General features: G+C 68.0%; 23 protein-coding genes. 5 read left to right on the forward strand and 18 right to left on the reverse strand.

Annotated elements, in window-relative coordinates; all coding sequences use genetic code 11:
- Together rimM and rpsP are read right to left on the reverse strand one after the other, a co-directional pair.
- Entirely contained in the window at nt 1-525 is a 525-nt protein-coding gene (gene rimM / locus ABSH63_RS10180) for a ribosome maturation factor RimM (protein WP_352889505.1), read from the reverse strand.
- Nucleotides 526-529: 4 nt separating this feature from the next.
- On the reverse strand, nt 530-778 hold the full coding sequence (gene rpsP / locus ABSH63_RS10185) for a 30S ribosomal protein S16 (protein ID WP_352889567.1): 249 nt from the start codon (nt 776-778) through the stop codon (nt 530-532).
- Nucleotides 779-1087: 309 nt separating this feature from the next.
- On the opposite strand from rpsP, the gene ABSH63_RS10190 reads away from it, so the two are divergent.
- Nucleotides 1088-2863: an SLC13 family permease gene (locus ABSH63_RS10190; protein ID WP_352889506.1), complete on the forward strand. Its 1776-nt coding sequence runs from the start codon at nt 1088-1090 to the stop codon at nt 2861-2863.
- Nucleotides 2864-2866: 3 nt separating this feature from the next.
- Here ABSH63_RS10190 and der read toward each other — a convergent pair whose 3' ends face one another.
- The 16 genes from der to ABSH63_RS10270 form a co-directional block, all read right to left on the reverse strand.
- Nucleotides 2867-4270, reverse strand: a complete 1404-nt coding sequence (der, locus tag ABSH63_RS10195) for a ribosome biogenesis GTPase Der (protein WP_352889507.1) — start codon at nt 4268-4270, stop codon at nt 2867-2869.
- Between the two features lie 80 nt (nt 4271-4350).
- Entirely contained in the window at nt 4351-5499 is a 1149-nt protein-coding gene (gene bamB / locus ABSH63_RS10200; RefSeq protein ID WP_352889509.1) for an outer membrane protein assembly factor BamB, read from the reverse strand.
- Nucleotides 5499-6137, reverse strand: a complete 639-nt coding sequence (locus tag ABSH63_RS10205; protein WP_352889510.1) for a YfgM family protein — start codon at nt 6135-6137, stop codon at nt 5499-5501. The genes bamB and ABSH63_RS10205 overlap by 1 nt, the downstream gene beginning before the upstream one ends.
- 19 nt (nt 6138-6156) lie before the next feature.
- Complete coding sequence (hisS, locus tag ABSH63_RS10210; protein WP_352889512.1) at nt 6157-7452, reverse strand: histidine--tRNA ligase; 1296 nt, start codon at nt 7450-7452, stop codon at nt 6157-6159.
- Nucleotides 7453-7511: 59 nt separating this feature from the next.
- On the reverse strand, nt 7512-8630 hold the full coding sequence (ispG, locus tag ABSH63_RS10215) for a flavodoxin-dependent (E)-4-hydroxy-3-methylbut-2-enyl-diphosphate synthase (RefSeq protein WP_352889570.1): 1119 nt from the start codon (nt 8628-8630) through the stop codon (nt 7512-7514).
- Nucleotides 8631-8652: 22 nt separating this feature from the next.
- Nucleotides 8653-9531 carry a helix-turn-helix domain-containing protein gene (locus ABSH63_RS10220; RefSeq protein WP_352889514.1) on the reverse strand — a complete coding sequence of 293 codons (879 nt, stop codon included), beginning with the start codon at nt 9529-9531 and terminating at the stop codon, nt 8653-8655.
- Nucleotides 9528-10259 carry a type IV pilus biogenesis/stability protein PilW gene (gene pilW / locus ABSH63_RS10225; protein ID WP_352889516.1) on the reverse strand — a complete coding sequence of 244 codons (732 nt, stop codon included), beginning with the start codon at nt 10257-10259 and terminating at the stop codon, nt 9528-9530. The genes ABSH63_RS10220 and pilW overlap by 4 nt, the downstream gene beginning before the upstream one ends.
- Nucleotides 10259-11341 (reverse strand): dual-specificity RNA methyltransferase RlmN, encoded by a 1083-nt coding sequence (gene rlmN, locus ABSH63_RS10230; protein ID WP_352889572.1) that lies wholly within the window; start codon nt 11339-11341, stop codon nt 10259-10261. The genes pilW and rlmN overlap by 1 nt, the downstream gene beginning before the upstream one ends.
- A gap of 93 nt (nt 11342-11434) precedes the next feature.
- Complete coding sequence (gene ndk, locus ABSH63_RS10235; protein WP_352889517.1) at nt 11435-11866, reverse strand: nucleoside-diphosphate kinase; 432 nt, start codon at nt 11864-11866, stop codon at nt 11435-11437.
- A 123-nt stretch (nt 11867-11989) separates the two neighbouring features.
- Nucleotides 11990-13249, reverse strand: coding sequence for a DUF1329 domain-containing protein (locus ABSH63_RS10240; protein WP_352889518.1), 1260 nt, complete (start codon nt 13247-13249; stop codon nt 11990-11992).
- Between the two features lie 273 nt (nt 13250-13522).
- Nucleotides 13523-13864, reverse strand: a complete 342-nt coding sequence (locus tag ABSH63_RS10245; RefSeq protein WP_352889520.1) for a HesB/IscA family protein — start codon at nt 13862-13864, stop codon at nt 13523-13525.
- 16 nt (nt 13865-13880) lie between these two features.
- Nucleotides 13881-14255 carry an iron-sulfur cluster assembly scaffold protein gene (locus tag ABSH63_RS10250; RefSeq protein WP_352889521.1) on the reverse strand — a complete coding sequence of 125 codons (375 nt, stop codon included), beginning with the start codon at nt 14253-14255 and terminating at the stop codon, nt 13881-13883.
- The gene (locus tag ABSH63_RS10255) at nt 14255-15415 is read right to left on the reverse strand and encodes a cysteine desulfurase family protein (RefSeq protein WP_352889522.1); all 1161 of its coding nucleotides are present in this window, start codon (nt 15413-15415) and stop codon (nt 14255-14257) included. The genes ABSH63_RS10250 and ABSH63_RS10255 overlap by 1 nt, the downstream gene beginning before the upstream one ends.
- Complete coding sequence (locus tag ABSH63_RS10260) at nt 15412-16551, reverse strand: cysteine desulfurase family protein (protein WP_352889524.1); 1140 nt, start codon at nt 16549-16551, stop codon at nt 15412-15414. Before ABSH63_RS10260 ends, ABSH63_RS10255 begins: the two co-directional genes overlap by 4 nt.
- Nucleotides 16552-16588: 37 nt before the next feature.
- The gene (gene cysE, locus ABSH63_RS10265) at nt 16589-17392 is read right to left on the reverse strand and encodes a serine O-acetyltransferase (protein WP_352889525.1); all 804 of its coding nucleotides are present in this window, start codon (nt 17390-17392) and stop codon (nt 16589-16591) included.
- A gap of 48 nt (nt 17393-17440) precedes the next feature.
- A complete protein-coding gene (locus ABSH63_RS10270; RefSeq protein ID WP_352889527.1) occupies nt 17441-18253 on the reverse strand; it encodes an RNA methyltransferase in 813 nt (270 codons plus the stop codon).
- Nucleotides 18254-18293: 40 nt separating this feature from the next.
- Between ABSH63_RS10270 and ABSH63_RS10275 the strand changes: the two genes are divergently transcribed.
- Genes ABSH63_RS10275 through rfbC form a run of 4 tightly spaced genes read left to right on the forward strand, consistent with a single transcriptional unit; the run spans nt 18294 to nt 21605 of the window.
- Nucleotides 18294-19094: an inositol monophosphatase family protein gene (locus ABSH63_RS10275; RefSeq protein ID WP_352889529.1), complete on the forward strand. Its 801-nt coding sequence runs from the start codon at nt 18294-18296 to the stop codon at nt 19092-19094.
- A gap of 10 nt (nt 19095-19104) precedes the next feature.
- Nucleotides 19105-20175, forward strand: a complete 1071-nt coding sequence (gene rfbB, locus ABSH63_RS10280; protein WP_352889530.1) for a dTDP-glucose 4,6-dehydratase — start codon at nt 19105-19107, stop codon at nt 20173-20175.
- A complete protein-coding gene (gene rfbA / locus ABSH63_RS10285; protein ID WP_352889531.1) occupies nt 20172-21047 on the forward strand; it encodes a glucose-1-phosphate thymidylyltransferase RfbA in 876 nt (291 codons plus the stop codon). Before rfbB ends, rfbA begins: the two co-directional genes overlap by 4 nt.
- Before the next feature lie 12 nt (nt 21048-21059).
- The gene (rfbC, locus tag ABSH63_RS10290) at nt 21060-21605 is read left to right on the forward strand and encodes a dTDP-4-dehydrorhamnose 3,5-epimerase (protein WP_352889532.1); all 546 of its coding nucleotides are present in this window, start codon (nt 21060-21062) and stop codon (nt 21603-21605) included.
- Nucleotides 21606-21607 lie beyond the last annotated feature (2 nt).

A 21607-nucleotide genomic window follows, 5' to 3' on the forward strand; every position in this document is an offset into this window, starting at 1 on the left:
TCAGTAATCCGCTTCCCACGCGCAGACGATGCGACCCTCGTCCATCTCCACGCGCTTGACGATGTGCTTGAGCACGAACGGGATCAACCGCTGCGTACCCGCCTCGTCGACCACGACCAGGACGTCCTGGCTCGTGTTGCTTGTCAACTCGCGCACCGTGCCCAGCACCGTGCCCGACACGCTGACCACTTGTAGGCCGATCAGGTCGACCCAGTAGTACTGCCCCTTGGGCAGCACCGGCAGCGCCTCGCGCTCGACCTCGATCACTGCCCCGATCCACCGCGCGGCCCGATCGCGATCGTCGAAGGCCACGCCGTTCTCGTCGGTGATGCGGGCGACGACGCCGTTGCCGTGGGACCGCCCCTCGACCACTTGGGCCCGGAAACTGCGTTCGCCTTGCCGCAGCCACCAGCCCGCGTACTTCAGAATCCTTGCCGCCGGGCGTGTCTGCGAATCGATCCGCAGCCAGCCCTTGACGCCGTAGACACCGGCGACGCGGCCCAGCGTCACCCGGCGCGACGACATGGTCTCAGGCGGCCTTGGGCGCGGTCTTCACCAGATAGGCCACGCGCTCCGACAGCTTCGCACCCCGCTTCTGCCACTGCTCGATCTTGGCCAAGTCCAGCACCAGCTTCTGCTCGGCACCGCGCGCGTTCGGGTTGTAGTGGCCGAGGCGCTCGATGAAGCGGCCGTCGCGCGGGCTGCTCTTTTCCGTGGCGACCACGTGGTAGAACGGGCGCTTCTTCGCGCCGGCACGGGCCAATCGAATCGTTACCATCTTTGCGTTATCCAGGACGTGACGGCCCGAGGGGCCGCCGAAAAAGACGGGTATTTTAGCGATTTCGCGGCGGATTTCTACAGCCTGCCCGACGTTGACCGCGCCGGCCTCGACGTGCAGGCGCACAAGGCCACAGACCCTGGCCCCACGCTTTGAGGCCGCATCACCGAGTCGTCTAACCACAGAACTTCACGCGCCGCCGCCGCTGGCAGCGCCGCGAGTGCGCCTTTGCTTGTTATCGTTACACCCCTCGCCGTCGTGGATCCTAGCCCCCGCGGACGGCGACATCCGCCCCCGCCGACGACCCTCATGACCCTCGACGCCTGGATCACCCTGGCCGTTCTGGCCGGCACGCTGTGGCTGCTGATTCGCGACCAGCTCGCGCCCGAATTGGTGCTGTTGCTCGCGATGCTAACGTTGCTGACGCTCGGCGTGCTGACGCCACCGCAAGCGCTCGGCGGCTTTTCCAACGAAGGCATGATCACGGTCGCGGCGATGTACGTCGTCGCCGCCGGCCTGCGCGATACCGGGGCGATCGATCTGGTCGTGCAGCACCTGCTCGGCCGCCCGCGCAAGCTCGCATGGGCGCAGTTCCGGGTCATGGCGCCCACGGTGGCGCTGTCCGCGTTCATCAACAACACGCCGGTGGTCGCGACCTTCCTGCCGGCGATCCTCTCCTGGGCCAAGCGCAACGGCCTCGCCGCCTCGAAGCTCTTGATCCCGCTGAGCTACGCCGCGATCTTCGGCGGAACCTGCACGCTGATCGGCACCTCGACCAATCTGGTGGTCAACGGACTGTGGACCGCCGACGGTCACCCCGGCATCGGCATGTTCGACATCGCCGCCGTCGGCATTCCGAGCGCGCTGGCCGGCATGGCCTATCTGATGCTCGTCGGCCGCCGCCTGCTGCCCGAGCGCCAATCCGGCACCAGCGCGTTCGCCAACCCCCGCGAGTACACGGTGGAGATGCTGGTCGAACCCGACGGCCCGCTGGTGAACAAAACCATCATCGAGGCCGGCCTGCGCCAGCTCGGTCGCCTGTATCTCGTCGAGATCGTGCGCGAAGGCCGCATCGTCCCCGCGGTAAATTCGAGCGAGCGTCTGCGCGCCGACGACCGCCTGGTGTTCGCCGGCGACATCGAGGCCATCGTCGAACTGCAGCGCATCCGCGGCCTGCGCGCCCCGCTGGACGCCGAAGACGCCGCGATCGCGCGTCAGTACCCGGAGCGCAAGCTGGTGGAGGTCGTGATCTCGTCGCGCTGCCCGCTGATCAACCAGACGCTCAAGGAAAGCCGCTTCCACACCTACTACGGTGCCGCGGTCATCGCCATCGCGCGCGACGGCCAGCGCCTGCGTGGCGGCCTGGGCAAGGTCGTACTGCGCGCCGCCGACACCCTGCTGCTCGAAGCGCGGCCGGTCTGGGTCGAGCGTCACCGCCATTCACCGGATTTCCTCGTCGTCAGCGACATCGCCGATTCCGAGGTGCCGCGCTTCGACAAGGCGCTGCGGGCCTGGGCCATCCTCGCCGCCGTCGTCGTCTCGGCGACCGCCGGCTGGGTCGAAATGATCACCGCGGCGCTGCTCGGCGCCGGCGCGACGCTCGCGCTGGGTTGCGTCAGCCTGAGCGCGGCGAGGCGCAGCATCGACACGCAGGTCCTGCTGGTCATTGCATGCTCGTTCGCGCTCGGTAAAGCGCTCGAAGTCACCGGCGCCGCGGCGTCGATCGCCGATCTGCTGCTCGATATCCCCGGCAGCAATCCCTGGGTCGTACTCGCGCTCGCCTACCTGATGACGATGCTGCTCACCGAGATGATCACCAACAACGCGGCGGCCGTGCTGATGTATCCGATCTGCATGGCGGCGGCGAAAACACTGGAGGTCAGCCCCTTGCCGTTCGTGTTCGCGGTGATGATGGCGGCGTCGGCGAGCTTCTCGACGCCGCTCGGCTACCAGACCAATTTGATGGTGTTCGGCCCCGGCGGCTACCGCTTCACCGACTTTCTCAAGGTCGGTATCCCGCTGCAGCTCGTCATGTGCGCGGTCAGCGTCGCGGTGATACCGCTGGTGTGGCCGTTCAACCCCTGATGATCAGCGCTTGACGTGTGCCATCAGGCGCCGCCGCTTTCTGATCTGGCGCGCGGACAGCACGTTCTTCTTGTCCTTGTACGGGTTGTCGCCGGTCTTGAAGGTCAGCAAAAGCGGCACGCCGACGAGTTCGAAGGCGTCGCGGAAGCGGTTGGCCAGATAGCGCTTGTACGCCACCGGCAGCTTCTCGGTCTGGTTGCCGTGGACCACGATGCGCGGCGGATTGCGCCCGCCTTGGTGCGCGTAACGCAGCTTGATGCGACGGCCCAGCACCGCCGGCGGCGGATGCGCCTCGACCGCTTGCTCGAGCACACGCGTGACCTCGGCGGTGGGCAGCTCGCGCATCGTCGATGCGTAGGCCTGCTGCACGAAGGCCATCAATTCCCCCAGACCGGAGCCGTGGCGAGCGGAGATGAAGACGGTCGGCGCGTAATCGAGAAACGGCAGCTTGAGCCCGATCTGATAACGCACCTGCTCGCGCACATCGCCGGCAAGCCCGTCCCACTTGTTGACCGCGAGCACCATCGCGCGACCGCGCTGCGCGATCAGGCCCATCAGCCGCGCATCCTGCTCGCCGATATCGGCTTGCGCGTCGACGACGGCGATGACCACGTGCGCACGCTCGATCGCCTGCAGCGTCTTGACGATGGAGATTTTTTCGACGCCCTCCCAGATGCGCGCTCGGCGCCGCACGCCGGCGGTGTCGATCAGACGGAATGCTCGGCCCTCATACTCGAAGTCCACACTGATGGCGTCGCGCGTCGTGCCGGGCACGTCCGCGGCCAGCAGCCGCTCCTCGCCCAGCAGCCGGTTGACCAGCGTCGACTTACCGACATTGGGACGGCCAACGATGGCCACGCACACCCGGTCATCCTGGTCCTGCGTCGCATCGTCGGGCACCACCGGCAGGCCGTCGAGCACACCTCGCAGCAGCGCGGGCACGCCCTGCCCCTTCTCGGCCGAGATCACGTGCGGAACACCGAGTCCGAGCGCGTGGAACTCGGCCGCCGCCGCGAGCACATCGCGGCCCTCGGCCTTGTTGACCACCAGGGTGAGCACCTGGCCACGCTTGCGCAGTTCGCGCGCGATCGCCACATCCGACGGCGTCAGCCCCACCTTGGCATCGACGAGGAACAGCACGCGGTCGGCCTCATCCAGCGCCATGCGCGCCTGTTCCTCGGCCAACACCGCGAGCGGGTCGCGCGACTCCGGCATCAGCCCGCCGGTGTCGACCACCATGAAGCGGCGGTTCTCGAAGCGCGCCACGCCGTACTGGCGATCGCGCGTCAAACCCGGCAAATCGGCGACCAGCGCGTCGCGCGTCTCGGTCAGGCGATTGAACAGCGTCGACTTGCCGACGTTGGGACGGCCGACGAGAACCACGGTGGGCAGCTTGGCGCTTTGCATGTCGGTCATTCTCCGCCAAGCCGCAGCAAACGAAAAAGGCGGAACGCGCGGTTCCGCCTCGATCGACCGCTGCGCGGCCCTCAGTCGATGCGGATCGCGCTCAGGCGTCCGTGCTGGTCGTGGACGTACAGCAACTCGTCGCCGACCGCGGGCTGGCTGCGGATCGGACCGCCACCGGCACGATGCCGCGCCACCAGGCGACCGTCGCGCGGATCGATCCAGTGCAGATAGCCCTCGAAGTCGCCGACGACGGCGTGCCCCGCGAAGGCCTGCGCCGGTGACAGTCGCCGGTATTTCAGATCCTCGTTGCGCCAAGCCGCAGCGCCGCTGTTGACGTCCAACCCCCAGACCACGCCGGCCTCGTCGGCGACGACGATCAGATCGCCGATCCGCACCGGCCCGGTGTAGCTCTTGAGCCCGCGGCGCCACAAGACTTGCCCGGTCTGGCCATCGAGACGCACCAGCTCGCCGCCGAAACTGGCGACGAACAAATCGCCGTCTTCGAGCAGCAGGTGGCCGTCGACGTCGTTGAGTCGTTCGAGTTCGTTGCGTCCGGCCGGCGCCGTCACGAGTTGCTCCCACAGCGGCTGGCCATCCATCATGCGCAACGCGGCGACGCGGCCGTTGTCCATACCGACGTAGACCAGCGCGCCATCGATCACCGGCATGCAAAGGCCGCGCAGCGTCAGGTTCGGCACGCTGCGGTCGAACACCCAGTTGCGGCTGCCGCTAACCGCGGACAGGGCCTGCACCAGCCCGTCGCCGCCGCGCGCGATCACCAGCGTGCCATCGGAGACCGGCGGTGCCAGCGCCTCGCTGGAAATCTGCGCGCGCCAGTACGGCGCGCCGTCGGCACGCTTGAGCGCGATGACCTCGCCGTCCATGGTGCCGAGGAACACCGCATTGCCGGACACCGTGGGCCCGGAGATCAGCCGCGCGCCGGTGTCCGCACGCCAGATGCGTTTGCCGGTCGCTGGCTCGTAGGCATAGACGCGGCCACGAACGTCGGCGGTGAACACGGCGTCGGGCGCGACCACCGCGCCGAGCGCGCTGCGGTAATCGTCGCTGCCGACACCGGCGCGCGCCGACCACACCGTCTGCGGCTTGAGTTGCGGATGGACGATGTCCTGCAGCTTGGCCGGCTCGCGCACCTTGCCGTCGCTCGAACAGCCGGCCAGCACCGCCGCCAACACCAGCGCAACGGCCTGCGCAGCCGAGATGCGGAGCATCACGACTGCGCCACCGCGAGATCGTCGAGCTTGCGTTGCAGGCTGTCGCGCAGACCGGGGACTTCGTCCCCTAGCGCGTCCAGCGCCTTCTCGTAGGCGCTGCGCGCCGCCGCGCGATCCCCGCGCGCAAGGACGATGTCGCCCCGCAGCTCGTCGAACTGCGCCTGGAACGGGCCCGCCTTGGCATCGAGCAGCGCCAGTGCCGTGTCGGTCTCGCCCTGCTGCCAGACGACCCGTGCCTCGCGCAGCGTCGCGATCTGGCGCACGCCATCGTCGTAGCCGTGCTGGCGCACCCAGGCCAGACGTTCGCGCGCAGCGGCGAAGTCGCCGGCCTTCACCGCCTCGGCCGCGAGGAACAGCGCCGCCGCACTGGCATAGGGGCTGCGGCCGTGTTCGGCGACCAGTGCGTCGCCGATGTCGCGGGCGTCGGCAAGACGCGCATCGGCGATCGCGAGCTTGAGATCTCCATACATGCGCGAAGCGGCCTGGGCGCGCCGGTCCTGATGAGACTTGAAACCTTCCCAGCCGAAGATCGCGCCAAGACCGATGATCAGGCCGCCGGCCAGCGCCGTCCAGTTCTCCCTCCACCACTGCTTGAGGCGTTCTGCCTGGTCTTCGTCGTCGTAATGTGTGGCCACGCGGGATGTCCTGAAAGGTTTACGGTGAATCGAGCAGACCGCCGAGGCGCGCGGGCAGTTCCGTCCACGTCAGGGTCTGTTGCTGCGAGGATGTGGCGCCGGCAGGTGTGGCGCGCAGGGATTTTACTTGAATGTTCGCGGCCGCAAGCTCGGCCTCGCCAAGGATCAGCGCGAGCCGGGCACCGCTTCTGTCGGCGCGCTTGAGCTGGGCGGCGAGCTTGCCGCCGCCGGCGTTGACGACCAGGCGCAGCGTCGGCAGTACATCGCGCAAATGCTCGGCGAGCCTGTGAGCCTGGCGCTGCGCGGCCTCACCCAGCGCGCACAGATAGGCGTGCGGCGCCGCCTCGGGCGCCGTGACGCCCTGCGCCTTCATCAACAGGATCAGCCGTTCGACACCGCTCGCCCAGCCCACCGCCGGCGTCGGCGCGCCACCGAGCTGCTCGACCAGACCGTCGTAGCGGCCACCGGCGCAGACCGTGCCCTGGGCCCCGAGCTGGTCGGTGATCCACTCGAACACGGTGCGGCCGTAGTAATCGAGCCCGCGCACGAGGTGCGGATTGACCGTATACGGGATGCCCATATCCTCCAGGCCCTGCCGCAGCGCATCGAAATGCGCACGCGACTCGGCATCGAGCGCATCGAGCAGCGTCGGCGCCGCGCGCAGCACGTCCTGGGTTTGCGGCGCCTTGGCGTCGAGCACGCGCAGCGGGTTGCGCTGCAGGCGGCGCTGGGAGTCGGGATCGAGGGCGTCGACGTGGCGTTCGAGGTACGCGATCAGCGCCGTTCGATAGCGCGCGCGCGTTTCGCTGCTGCCGAGAGAATTGATTTCGAGCCGTACGCCGGCGATGCCGAGCGCGCGCAAAAGACGCGCCGACATGGCGATGACCTCCACGTCGATGTCCGGCCCGGCCATGCCATAGGCTTCGACGCCGAGCTGGTGGAACTGACGATAACGCCCGGCCTGCGGGCGCTCGTGGCGGAACATCGGCCCGGCGTACCAGAAGCGCTGCTGCTGGTTGTGCAGCAGGCCATGTTCCAGTCCTGCGCGCACGCAGCTCGCCGTGCCCTCGGGCCGCAGCGTCAGGCTGTCGCCCTCGCGGTCCTGGAAGGTGAACATCTCTTTTTCGACGATGTCCGTGACCTCGCCGATCGAGCGCGCAAACAGGGCCGTGTGCTCGACCAAGGGCAAGCGGATCTCGCCATAGCCGTACGCGGAAAAGCAGCGCGCGGCCACCGCGTGCAGGTGCTGCCACAGCGCGCTGTCCGGGGGCAGCACGTCGTTGAATCCGCGGACGGACTGGAAGCGATGGGCCATGGGCGATCTAGTCTGCGGACGAACGCCGATCCACGCGGGTCGGCGCAAGGCGTAGGCGCTCACCCGCGTTCATCTGCGGATTCCACTGTGTCGGATGCTTTCCTCGCCGCGATCTTTTCGCGCACCAGCCGTTCGAGCACGTCGACGAGTTCATGGTTGTGCGCCTTGTGCTGGATCTTGCCGTCGACGTAGATCGAGTTGGGATAGCCGCCGGCGACGCCGATCGCCGCCTCGCGCGCCTCGCCGGGGCCGTTGACGACGCAACCGATCACGGCCACGTCGAGCGGCTCGCTGATGTCGTCGAAGCGCGACTCCAGCTCCTGTACCGCCTTGATCACGTCGAAGTTCTGCCGCGAACACGAAGGACAGGCGACCAAGTTGATGCCGCGGCTCCGCAGGTGCAGGGACTTGAGGATGTCCCAACCGACCTTGACCTCCTCGACGGGGTCGGCGGCCAGCGAGACGCGGATCGTGTCGCCAATGCCCTCGGCGAGCAGCATGCCAAGGCCGATCGCCGACTTCACCGCACCGGCGCGTGCGCCGCCCGCCTCGGTGATGCCAAGGTGCAACGGCTGGTCGATCAGACCGGCGAGCTTGCGGTAGGCGAATACGGTCATGAACACCTCGCTGGCCTTGAGCGAGACCTTGAAGTCCTCGAAGCCGTGGCGCTTGAGGATCTCGATGTGGCGCAACGCCGACTCGACCAGCGCATCGGCGTTGGGTTCGCCGTACTTCTCCTGCAGATCAGCTTCGAGCGAACCGGCGTTGACACCGATGCGGATCGGAATGCCATGGTGCTTGGCGCAGGCGACGACCTCGGCGACCTTGCGGTCGCCGCCGATGTTGCCGGGATTGATGCGCAGGCAATCGGCGCCGGCCTCGGCCGCCTTGAGCGCGCACTTGTAGTTGAAGTGGATGTCGGCCACCAGCGGCACATAACCGACCTGCTTTTTGATCTGGCCGAAGGCCTCGGCCGCCCTGAGCGTCGGCACCGAAACGCGCACGATGTCGGCGCCGGCCTTCACGCAGGCGCGGATCTGCGCCACCGTGGCCGCCACGTCCTCGGTATCGGTGTTGGTCATCGTCTGCACCGCGATCGGCGCATCGCCGCCGATGGTGACGCGACCGACGCGCAGCGCGCGCGAGACACGGCGGCGAATCCGATGATGATGGGTCATGGCCACGGCGAGGCACTCCGCTTCACGGCAGCGGCAGGGTGAAACGCGCGGTGTTGTTGTCGCGCACGTAGGCGCGCACGTCGACGGCGCGGCCCTCGAACTCGATCTCGACGCCAGGGGCGTTGCCGAGGAACACGGCGAGCGGCGCCTGGCCCTGGATCGTCTCGACGGTACCGGCGCGGCGTAGTCCGCTCAAGAGTACGCGGCCGCCGGCATCGTCGATGCGCACCCAGGATTCGGCGACGAAGCGCAGACGCAAGCTGCCCGTGGCCGCCGCCGCGGCAGTGGGCTGGGCAGCGGGTTCGGCGGTCGGCGGCGGCGCGGTTTGCGGCCCGTCGACGCCGACAGCCGTCGCATCGGCCGCAGGCTCGGCCTGCACCTCGACGGTCGACTCCGGCGTCGGCCGTACGACCGCGCCGAGCGGCACTTCCTCGATCACCTCGGCCACCACCGGATAGGCTTGCCGATCCTCGCGTGCGAACCAGATGAAGGCGCAGGCGACGACGGCGACCACCGCGGCAAGCACCGCCATCGATACCGGCAGGCGACTCGACGACCCGAGTTCGGTGCCGGAAGCCAGGCGCAGCTTGGCCGGCGCTTCGGGCGCACGCGGCACCACGCGGGCGTTGTACGCTGCGATCAGGCGCGCCTCGTCGATCTCCAATACCTTGGCGCACTTGCGGTAGTAACCGCGCACGTAGACGGGCTCGAGCAGCGCCTGGTGGTCGTCACGTTCGAGCGCCTCGAGCGTCGCGCGCGCGAGTTTGGTATGCGCCGCCATGTCATCCAGTGACAACCCCGCGCGCTCACGGGCCTCGCGGATCATCGCGCCAGGGCTGGCCGGCGGCACGGCGGCAGCGGATGCCGGCGGGGTCGGTGGGTCCGGTGTTTCGTTGATCATGACGGATCGGACGTAGACTGGACAGCGAACTCGGAGTCGGGGAATTCACGCCGCAGGCGCTGCTCGTAGGCCGCGGCAGCGGCCCGGTCGCCGAGGGCCGCTTCGGCGCGCGCGGCGATGTACAGCAGATACGGGGTGGCGCCGCTGGAAAGATCAAAGCGCTGCAGAAACGCGCGCGTGCGCAAGTAGTCGCCCTGCTGGAAGCTGAGCTGCGCCATCAAGCCGAGTGCCTCGCGATAGCCCGGGTCGATCTGCAGCGCCTTGCGCAGATGTTTCTCCGCCTGCTCCGGTTGCAGCGCCAGCAGGCAGCGGCCAGCGTTGGTCAGCGCCGCCGCCGGCGTCGGATAGCGGCTGTCGCGCGCCGCTTCCAGGAAGTACCGCTCGGCTTCCAGGCTGCGGTCGCGACTGCACAGGAATACGCCGAAGTTGTTCTTCAGCGCCGGATCGTCCGGGCTCAAGCCCAGCGCCTTGCGGTAGTGGTGCTCGGCTCGCTGCGGGTCGCCGAGGCGCTGATAGACATAGGCGATGCCGGCATGCGCGTCGGCGAACTGCGGATCTTGCTTGATCGCGCGCTTGAGCTTGTCGAGCGCGACCTCGAACTGACCACGCTGGATGTAGCTCAGTCCCAGCTGGGTGTTGATGCGCGCGGCATCCTGCGCCTCGCGCGACGGCAGCCCGCCGCAGGCACCGAGCAACGTCGTGAAAAGCAGGATCGCCGTCGTCCGCATTATAGGGAAACGACCGGCACACCGCCGAGCCGGTTCCGCTGCCGGGACTGCACCCTGCCGACGAGTTGACCGCAGGCCGCATCGATGTCGTCGCCGCGCGTCTTGCGCGTGGTCGTGAGGATGTGCCGGTCGCGCAGGATCTGGGCGAAGGCCTGGATCGCCTCGGGGGTGGAGCGCCGGTAGCGCGTTGCCGGGAACGGATTGAACGGAATCAGGTTGACCTTGGCCGGCATGCCGGCCAGCAGCTTGGCCAGCTTGCGCGCCTGTTCCGGCCGGTCGTTGATGCCATCGAGCATCACGTATTCGTAGACGATGTGCGTCTTGCGGTCCTTGCCCGCGGTGTAGCGGCGGCAGGCGTCGATGAGCTCGGCGAGCGGATACTTGCGATTGATCGGCACCAGCTCGTTGCGCAGCGCATCGTCCGGCGCGTGCAGCGAGACCGCAAGGGCGGTGTCCACGTCCTGTCGCAGGCGGTCCATGAACGGCACCAAGCCGGAGGTCGACACCGTCACCCGCCGCTTGGACAGGCCAAAACCGAAATCGTCGAGCAGGATGCGAATCGCCGGCAGCACGGCGTTGTAGTTGGCGAGCGGCTCGCCCATGCCCATGAAGACGATGTTGCTGATGACGCGCTCGTTCTGGAAATCCCCGCCGAGTGTGCGCGCCGCGAACCACACCTGGGCGATGATCTCGGCCGTGGTCAGATTGCGATTGAAGCCCTGCTGCGCGGTCGAACAAAAGGAACAATCCATCGCACAGCCGACCTGCGAGCTGATGCACAGCGTCGCCCGGCCGGCCTCGGGGATATAAACCGTTTCGATGGCATTGCCGCCGTCGAGGCGCAGTACCCACTTGCGCGTACCGTCAACCGACACCTGCTCGGTCACGAGCTCCGGCGTGCGGATCTCGAACTGCCGGGCGAGCCGCGTGCGCAAATCCTTGGAGAGGTTGGACATCGCATCGAAGCGGTCCTGCCCGCGCCGGTAGATCCACTGCATGACCTGATCGGCGCGGAAGGGTTTCTCGCCCATGGCCTCGAAAGCGGCACGAAGCTGCGCCCGGTCCAGGCCGAACAGGTTGATGAGGCCCGGGTCGGTCGACGGCGCCGGAAAACCGGCCGATGTGCGATCACGCTCGCTCGCCCCGGGCCTCACGTCTGACGCCTCCCGTGTGCTTCAGCGCGTGCGCGCGCACAGCTCGGTCGCCCGGAAGAAGTACGCGATCTCGATCGCGGCGTTCTCCAGGCTGTCCGAACCGTGGCAGGCGTTCTCGTCGATCGACGAGGCGAAGTCGGCGCGGATGGTCCCGGGCGCGGCCTTCTTCGGGTCGGTCGCGCCCATGATCTCGCGGTACTTGGCAACGGCGTTCTCACCCTCGAGCACCATCAGCAAAACCGGCCCACTGGTCATGAACTTGACCAGATCGGCGAAGAACGGACGCTCCTTGTGTACCGCGTAAAACCCCTCGGCCTCGGCCTTGGTCAGATGCTGCATGCGCGCGGCGACGATCTTAAGACCGGCCTTCTCGATATAGGAAATCACACCGCCGATGCGGTTCTTGGACACCACGTCCGGCTTGAGGATGGAAAGGGTACGTTCGACCGCCACTGCGCTGACTCCTTGAGCGAGCAAAGGGAAACGGAGCCTGCCGGCGCCAACCGGGTAGGCTCAGGAAAATCAGGTGATTGTAGCGGCCGCTGCTGCAACGCGGCAATGCGTGCGGGCGGCGCGTCAGCGGTTTTTCGCCAGCGCCCGGCGCGCGAGCGCCGCCGGCTCGAAATGGTTGGCGTCGAAAACCGGCTGCTCATCCTCGGCCGGGGCGTCCAGGCGCAGCCCGCTGACCAGATAACGCGTCGATTCGCGGTTGTAGATCACATTGGCGACCAAGCGCGGGCGCTCGAGCCGCGGGTCGTAGACCAGATGCGCCTCCTGGAATTGATAGGCGTCACCGTAGTTGTCGAGCATGTCCACGCTCAGGATCGTCCAACTGTCCTCGTCCACGTAGAAGCGCCGCCGCAGGATCGCGTGGCGCTGCCCCGGCCGCAATGTCGCCTCCACGACCCAGACCCGATGCAGTTCGTAGCGCAGGAACCTGGGATTCAAGTGGGTGGCCAGAACGATCTCGTCGGGGCGCGAACTGGCCTCGTCCAGCAGCACCGCGTTATACGGCACGAAGATCTCACGCTTGCCGACCAGGGTCCAGTCGTAGCGCTCCAACGAGCCGTTGAATACGTCGATCTGATCGAAGAACTGCAATCCGTCGGAGCCCTCGTCGAGCTGATCGAAGGCGGCCTCGGGCGCGCGCCGCTGCCGCGGATCGCCAGGCCGGTAACGCCAGGCGATGCGTCCCTGACTGCCGACGCCGCTGCGCTCGTGGATCAGCACGGTGTGGCCGGCGATGCGCGGGGGCGCCAGTACTTCGCGCAGATAGCGGTAGATGGCGCGCCGCTCGCGGTCGAGCACGCCCGGATGCGCGAGATTGGCGTAGTCGAAAACGATGTCCTCGGCCAGACGGGTGATCGTGTGGCCGCCGTCGGGGCGCACGACGAGCTGGTTGCTGATGCGCGACACCGCATCGCCGCGCCAGCGCAGCTTGTGGTTCCAGATCACCTCGGCACCCGAGCGCGGGATCGGAAACGGAAAGCCGAGGCGGCAGTCGATCGGCGTGTCGGCTCCTTCGAGCGTGCAGCGCGTCGCATTGGCGATGGTCGCGCGCTCGATGGCCTGCGGCCAGCGCACCGTGCGCCGCGACGGGTAGATGTTCATGAAATAAGTGTTCGGATTGGTCTGCAGCAGCGCGAAATGGCTTGCCGTCAGATGCTCGCGGTAGCGATTCAGCGTCGCCGCAGTGATCGCGAACAGCGGCGCCTCGGCGCGCAGCTCGGCGTGATCCGCCGGATCCGGCCACGCCCCGACGCGGGTTGGCGGATCGACGATTTCCTCGAACTCGTCTTCGAAGTCGCTGAGCCCGCCACTGGAACGCTGGGGCATGTCGCCGACCTCGGTGCGCCCGGGCGCACGCTCCGCGCCGACTGGACTCAAGTCCGCTTCGAGGCGCGCGGCCTGACTCGCGGATACCGCGGCAAGGGCCAGACCCGGCGCGGCCCCGAGCCCCACCCATAGACAATGTGCCGCGAATCGCAAACACGCACACGCTCGCATGTCGGTCTCCCCCACGATGACATCGCGCGGACCGACGCTATCATCAAACGATGTCAGACTTCGACGACGCCGGCGCCACGACCGGCTGTCGATGCGGTCAGCTCAGACGGCGAAGCTCTCGCCGCAGCCGCAGTGCGCCTTGGCGTTGGGGTTGAGGAACTTGTAGGCCTGATTGAGCCCCTGCTTCTGAAAGTCCAGGGTCATGCCGTCGAGCAGCGGCAGATGCGCGCGGCACACGACCACGGTTGCCCCGTATTGCTCGAACACCACGTCGTCCGCTTCGATACGGTCGGCGTAATCCAGGGTGTACGCGTGCCCGGAACAGCCGGACTTCTTGACGCCCACGCGCAAGCCCAGGCCATGACCGCGCTGGCGCAACTGCGCCTGAATGCGCTGCGCGGCGCTTTCGGTCAAATGGATGATGGGCTGTGACTCGGTGCTCATCGATTCTTGGTGCATCTCAAACTGCGGGGTTCAAGGCCTTGCGCAGCGCAAGGACCACGTCCTCGCCGAGAAGGGCACAATGGGCCCGGTCCTGCGGAATTTCAAGCGTCGAAAGGATGTGGGCGGCATCGATGCGCTGCAGCGCGGCCACGCCCTCAGTCTCCAGTACCTCGGCGAGCCAGGCCCCCACCGCGATCGTCACCGGGCAACCGAACGCGCGAAACCGCGCCTGCGCCGGCGGACCCGCGCGCAGACTCAGTTCGAGCACGGCCGCGGCCGCCGGCGTGCGCGCCTGGACGCACAAGGCATCCGCGGTGTTAAGCCGTCCGCTGCGCGCCGGCGCCACGAAGCGCCGCCACACCGGATCGGGGTAGGCGAACACGTTGTCCACTACGCGTCCCCCGGCGCCAGTTCGCGCAGCAGGCCCACGGCCGCGCGTACCTGCTGCGCGGCCGCGTCGATGTCGGTCTCGCGCGTCGCGCGCCCCGGCGAGAAGCGTAGCGAAGCGCCGGCGAGTCGGTCGTCGCGGCCGAGCGCGCGCAGCACGTACGAGGGCTCGCGCGTCGCCGACGAGCAGGCCGAACCGCTCGACACCGCAAGCATCGGCAAGCGCGCGCGCAGACTCTCGCCGTCGATGCCGGCGAAGCTCAAGTTGAGGATGTGCGGCGCGGCGTGCGCCGCATCGCCGTTGCGCAACACGCCGGGCAGACTCGTCAGCTGGCGCTCCAGTCGTGCGCACAGCGCGGCGAGCCGCTCGGCATCGCCCGCGCGGCGCGCCGCGGCGAGTCGCGCCGCGACGCCCATGCCGACGATCTGGTGCGTCGCCAGGGTGCCGGAACGCATGCCCTGCTCGTGGCCGCCACCGTGCAACTGCGGCGCAAGACGCGCACGCGGACGCTTGCGCACGAATAGCGCGCCGATCCCCTTGGGACCGTAGAACTTGTGCGCACTCAAGGACAACAGGTCGATCGGCAGCGCGGCAAGGTCGATCGCCAGCTTGCCCGCTGCCTGCACCGCATCGACGTGCAACAGCACGCCGCGCTCGCGTAGAAGCGGCGCGAGCTCGGCCACCGGATTGATCGTGCCGGTCTCGTTGTTGACCCACATCAGCGACACCAACACCGTCTCCGGCCGCAGCGCAGCGATGACCCGCGCCGTGTCGATACGGCCGCCCGGGTCAGGGTCGAGCCAGCTCACGCGCACGCCGCGGGTTTCCAGGTAGCGGCAGGTATCGACGACGGACTTGTGCTCGATGCGGCTGGTGATCAGATGCGCGCGCTCGGCGCCACGGAATTCGAGCGCGCCCTTGATTGCGAGATTGTTCGCCTCGGTCGCCCCCGAGGTCCAGATGATTTCCTCGCTGCTCGCGCCGATCAGCGCGGCGACCTCGGCGCGCGCCGCCTCGACCGCCGCACGTGCGCGGCGGCCGAGCGCGTGATCGGAGGCGGGATTGCCGTAACCGGTGTCGTCGAGCCACTCCAACATGGCCGCGCGCACCGCGGGATCCAGCGGCGTGGTCGCGGCGTGGTCGAGATCGATGAATCCGCTCATACCGGCACCACCGTGCGCGACAGCGACGCATGCAATGCGCGCAGGGTCTCGACGAAGGCGTCGATCTGTTCCGCGGTATTGTCCACACCGAGGCTGACGCGGATCGCGCCGCGCGCGATTTCGGGCTCGACGCCCATCGCCAGCAGCACGTGGCTCGGCTCGTGCTTGCCACTGGCGCAGGCCGAACCGCTGGACACCGCGAATCCCTTGCGATCGAGCTGCATCAGCAAGGCCTCGCCATCGAAACCCGGCAGCGCGAACTGCACGGTGTTGGGCAGGCGCTCGACGCCGGCGGCAAAGACACGCACACCCGGCAGCGTCGCGAGGCCGGCCTCGAGGCGCTCGCGCAGCGCCAGCGTGTGCCGCGTGCGGCGCTCGAGCTCCTGCCGCGCCAGCTCGGCGGCGACGCCGAAACCGACGATGGCAGCGACGTTCTCGGTGCCGCCGCGCAAGCCCTTTTCCTGTGGCCCGCCGTGATGCAGGGGCACGAGGTCGACCTCGGCACGGCGCACGAGTGCGCCGATGCCCTTGGGGCCGTAGAGCTTGTGGCTGGACAGACTCATCAGATCGGCGCCGAGCGCACGAAAATCGACCGCGATGCGTCCGGCGGCCTGCACCGCGTCGACGTGTAGCCAGGCGCCGGCCTCGTGCACCAGCGCCGCGGCGCGTGCGAGATCCTGGACCACACCGGTTTCGTTGTTGGCGCGCATCAGCGCGACCAGCGCCACCGGCCCCTGCGCCAGCTGCGCCGCGAGCGCAGACCAGTCGACGATGCCCTGCGCATCGACCGCCACCGCCGCGACGTCGCGCTCACCGGCCAGCGCCAATGCAGCCTCCATGACCGCGGGGTGTTCGGTCGCGCCGTACAGCAGCCGTCCACGGCGCACCGCGGCCACGCCCTTGACCGCGAGGTTGTTCGCCTCGGTACCACCGGAGGTCCAGACGATCTCGCCCGGCTGGCAGCCGACCAGCGCCGCCACCTGTTCGCGCGCGCGCTCGACGGCATCGCGCGCGGCGCGACCGAAGCGATGCAGCGACGAAGCATTGCCGTAAGGGCCGGACAGGTACGGCAGCATCGCCTCGAGTACGCGCGCATCGAGCGGCGTGGTCGCGTTGTGATCGAGGTAGGTGGGCATCGCGGGTCTACGGGACTTCTGCGGCGGGGCCGTACACCTAGTCCAGTGCGGTGCGCCCGTCGGTGTGCCGGCGATCGGCCGAACCGGCGTTCGGCGCACGCCGGTCTGCTTCGGCTTCGCCCTTGCAGAAGTCCGGCAGCTCCAGACGGCCGAGTTCGAGCTCGGGCATACGGCTGTCCAGCTCGCGCACGATCTTGCACATGCGCGTGATCTGCTCGTCCTGGGCCTGCACGTGCTCCAGGATCTTGGCGATGGCCTTGGCCACCGGATCGGACATGCCCTCGTCGGTGATGCCGTAGGCGTGGAACTCGGTCTTACGCTGTGCATCGATGCCGACGATGCGCGCCGGTATGCCGACCGCGGTCGCGCCTTCCGGCACCGCACGCACGACCACCGCATTGCTGCCGATGTTCGCGCCGTCGCCGACCGTGAACGGCCCGAGCACCTTGGCGCCGGCGCCGACGACGACGTTGCGGCCCAGCGTCGGATGGCGCTTGACCCCGCGCGTGAGCGAAGTGCCGCCCAGGGTCACGCCCTGGTAGATCGTGCAGTCGTCGCCGACCTCGGCAGTCTCGCCGATGACCACGCCCAGACCATGATCGATGAACACGCGCCGGCCGATCCGTGCGCCCGGATGGATCTCGATGCCGGTCAGCCAGCGCGCGAAGTGCGAGTTCAAGCGCGCCAGCCACTTGAACCCGTGCGTCCACAGCCAGTGCGACACCCGGTGAGCCCAGATCGCGTGCAGACCCGGATAACAGGTCACGACCTCCCACCACGACTGCGCGGCGGGATCCCGCTCGCGGATGGAGCGAATGTCTTCGCGGAGCCGATCGAACATGGGCGGATGAGAGGGGCGCGTGGATGGGCGAGCGTGGTCGGACCGAGTCTATTCTAGACCAAATTGGTCCGCATTATCCCCCGCCCCGTCGCGCGGCTGCACGAGACGACGCCGCTTGGGCCGCTCGACGGAGGTCAGGATGCCGCGCAGGATGTTGAGCTCGTTGCGGTCGGGGCCGGCGCGGTTGAAGAAGGTGCGCAGCCGGCGCATGAGCATGCGCGGATTGGCCGGGTCGAGGAAGCCGGTGGCCAACAGGACGCGCTCGAGGTGCGCGTAGAAGCGCTCCATCTCGTCTGCCGTTGGCGGCGCATACCACGGGTGCTGTTTCTTGCTCGCGACCTCGCCCGGCTCGGGCAGTGCCGTACGGCGCAGTTCATAAGCGATCACCTGCACCGCCTGCGCGAGGTTCAGCGAGCGGTACGCAGGATTGGCGGGAATCAGCACGGTGGCGTGGCAACGGTCGACTTCATCGTTGGTCAGCCCGGTGCGTTCGCAACCAAAGACGAAGGCCACCGGCGCCTCGGCGGCAAGCGCGACGGCTCGCGTCGCGGCCTGCCACGGTCGCAGCGGCTCGTCGCCCAGATGGCGCGGACGCGCCGACAGCGCCACGACCCAACCGCAGTCGGCCACGGCCTCGTCGAGCGTGCCGACGACGCGCACACTGTCGAGCACACTGGTCGCGTGCGCCGCGGTGGCCCGTGCCTGCGGATGCGGATAGCGGTCCGGGTTCACCAGAACCAGATGGTGCAAGCCCATCGTCAACATCGCCCGCGCGCTCGCGCCGATGTTGCCCGGATGCTGCGTGGACACCAGAACGATGCGGATGTTCGCGAGAGGATCGACGTCGGAGCGCGGGGCCATGGTGATATTCTAGGCTGCCTTATTTTGTTCCTTCGAGAACATGCACCCGCTGGTCAACATCGCCGTGATGGCTGCGCGCGCAGCCGGCAATTTCATCATGCGCAACTTCGACCGGGCGGACGCGCTCAGCGTCGAGCGCAAGGCGCGCAACGACTTCGTCACTCAGATCGACCGCGGCGCCGAGGCCGAAATCATCCGCCACATCCGCAAGGCCTATCCCGACCATGCGATCCTCGCCGAAGAATCCGGCGCGCTGGAAGGCCGCCGTGGCGCGAGCGAGGTCACCTGGATCATCGATCCTCTGGACGGCACGACCAATTTCCTGCACCGCATTCCGCATTTCGCGGTGTCGATCGGGATCCAGGTGCGCGATCGTCTCGAACACGGCGTGATCTACGCGCCCTGTACGCAGGACCTGTACACGGCGAGCCGCGGCGCCGGCGCGGTGCTCAACAGCCGGCGCATTCGCGTCAGTAGTTGTCGCGATCTGGGACAGGCGCTGATCGGCACCGGCGTGCCGCTGCGCGAGGAGTACCTCGCCCACTACGCGACGATGCTGTGCAATGTCGCGCGCGAGACCGCCGGCATCCGCCGCGCCGGGTCGGCCGCACTCGATCTGGCCTACGTCGCCGCCGGGCGCCTCGAAGGTTTCTGGGAATACAACCTGAAACCCTGGGACATGGCGGCCGGCATCGTCCTGGTGCAGGAGGCCGGCGGCGCCGTGCGCGAGCTCGAGGGTGGCGCCGACGTGCTGACGAGCGGTCATATCCTCGCCGGCACGGTGCCGCTGATCGACCAGCTGGCCGCGCTCTTGCCGCCGCGTCGTGCGGCGGCCGCTTGAGCCACGACCCATGAGCGAGACCCTGCTGATCACAGGTGGCGCCGGATTCATCGGCTCGGCGCTGATCCGCCTGTTGCTGCGCGAGTCCGACTATCGCATCGTCAACGTCGACAAGTTGAGCTACGCGGCGAGCCCCGAAGCGCTGGAGGATGCACCGCAGCATCCGCGCTACCGTTTCGAGCGGGTCGACATCTGCGATGCGGCGGCGTTGACGCGCGTGTTCGCCGAGCATCGCCCCGACGGCGTGCTGCACCTGGCCGCCGAATCACACGTGGACCGCTCCATCGACGGACCGGCCGACTTCATCCAGACCAACATCGTCGGCACGTTCCGGCTGCTCGAGGTCGCGCTCGGCTACTTCCAGTCGCTCGACGGACCCGCACGCGCACGCTTCCGCTTCCACCACGTTTCCACCGACGAAGTCTACGGCTCACTCGGCGAAGACGGCCTGTTCACGGAAACCACACCGTACGCGCCGAACTCGCCGTATTCGGCGAGCAAGGCCAGTTCCGATCATCTGGTCCGCGCCTGGCACCACACCTACGGCTTGCCGGTGGTGGTGACCAACTGCTCGAACAACTACGGGCCTTATCAATTCCCCGAGAAGCTGATCCCGCTGATGATCCTCAATGCACTGGAGTTCAAGCCGCTGCCGGTCTACGGCACCGGCGCCAACGTGCGCGACTGGCTCTATGTCGAGGACCATGCCCGCGCGCTGCGCCTGGTGTTCGAGCATGGCCGCATCGGCGAGCAGTACAACATCGGCGGCCACAACGAGCAGCGCAACCTGGATCTGGTCGAACGGCTCTGCGATCTCATCGACACCTTGCAGCCCGATGCTGTCGGCCGCAAGCGCCGCGAGCTGATCACCTTCGTCGAGGATCGCAAGGGCCACGACCTGCGCTATGCGATCGACGCCGGCAAGATCCGGCGTGAGCTGGGCTGGCGCCCGCGGGAAACCTTCGACACCGGCCTGCGCAAGACCGTCGAGTGGTACCTGGCCAACCGCGCGTGGTGCGAGACCGTGCAGGCGCGCGGCTACCAGCGCCAGCGTCTTGGGCTGGCCAGGAAGGCGTCATGAAGGGGATCATCCTCGCCGGCGGCAGCGGCACGCGCCTTTACCCGGTCACGCAGGCCGTGTCCAAGCAACTGCTGCCGGTCTACGACAAGCCGATGATCTACTACCCGCTGACGACGCTGATGCTGTCCGGCATCCGCGAGATCCTGGTGATCTCGACGCCACAGGACACGCCGCGCTTCGCGGCCCTGCTCGGCGACGGCAGCCAGTGGGGCATCTCGCTGTCTTATGCGGTGCAGCCGAGCCCGGACGGACTCGCGCAGGCCTTTCTCATCGGCGCGGATTTCATCGGCGGCGACGCCTGCGCGCTGGTGCTCGGCGACAACCTGTTCCACGGTCACGATCTGGTGCCGCTGTTGCAACGTGCGGCGGCGCGGCGAGAGGGCGCCACCGTGTTCGCCTATGCGGTGACCGACCCCGAGCGCTACGGCGTCGTCGAGTTCGACGCCGACGGGCGCGTACTGTCGATCGAAGAAAAGCCCAAGGCGCCGAAATCCCGCTACGCCGTCACCGGCCTGTACTACTACGATGCGCAGGTCGTCGAGCTCGCCCGCCGCATCAAGCCCTCGGCGCGCGGCGAGCTGGAGATCACCGATCTAAACCGCCTCTACCTCGAAGCGGGTGCGCTCCACGTCGAGGTCATGGGTCGCGGCATGGCCTGGCTCGACACCGGCACCCACGACTCGCTGCTCGACGCCGGAACCTTCATCCAGACGCTGGAAAAGCGTCAGGGCCTGAAGATCGCCTGCCCCGAGGAGGTCGCCTACCGCAGCGGCTTCATCGACGCCGATCAGTTGCGCAGCCTCGCCCTTCCGCTACTCAAGAGCGGTTACGGCGAGTATCTGCTGCGCGTGCTCGAAGAACGGGTGTACTGAAGAGGTGTGCCCATGCAGGTGATCGCTACCGCCCTGCCCGAGGTGCTGATCTTAGAGCCCAAGCTCATCGGCGATGCCCGCGGTTTCTTCATGGAGAGCTTCCACGCTCGCCGCTTCGCCGAGCTGACCGGCTGCGATGAGGCGATGGTGCAGGACAATCATTCGCGCTCGACACGTGGCGTCTTGCGCGGCCTGCACTACCAATTGCCGCCAAAGGCCCAGGGCAAGCTGGTGCGTGTCGTCGCCGGCGAGATCTTCGACGTCGCCGTGGACATCCGCCGTGGATCGCCGACCTTCGGCCACTGGGTCGGCGTCACGCTGTCGGCCGACAACAAGCGCCAGCTCTGGGTGCCGCCGGGTTTCGCCCATGGCTTCTGCGTGACCTCGGACAGCGCCGACGTGATCTACAAGGTCACTGCCTACTACTCGCCGGAGCACGATCGCGCCATCCGCTGGGACGATCCGGCCATCGGCATCGAGTGGCCGCTCGATGCGCCACCGCAGCTTTCCGGCAAAGACGAGAAGGCGCCGCTGCTGCGTGACGCCGAGGTATTCTGAGC

The sequence above is a fragment of the Sinimarinibacterium thermocellulolyticum genome, from assembly GCF_040327995.1.
GTDB classification, from domain to species: domain Bacteria; phylum Pseudomonadota; class Gammaproteobacteria; order Nevskiales; family Nevskiaceae; genus Solimonas; species Solimonas thermocellulolyticum.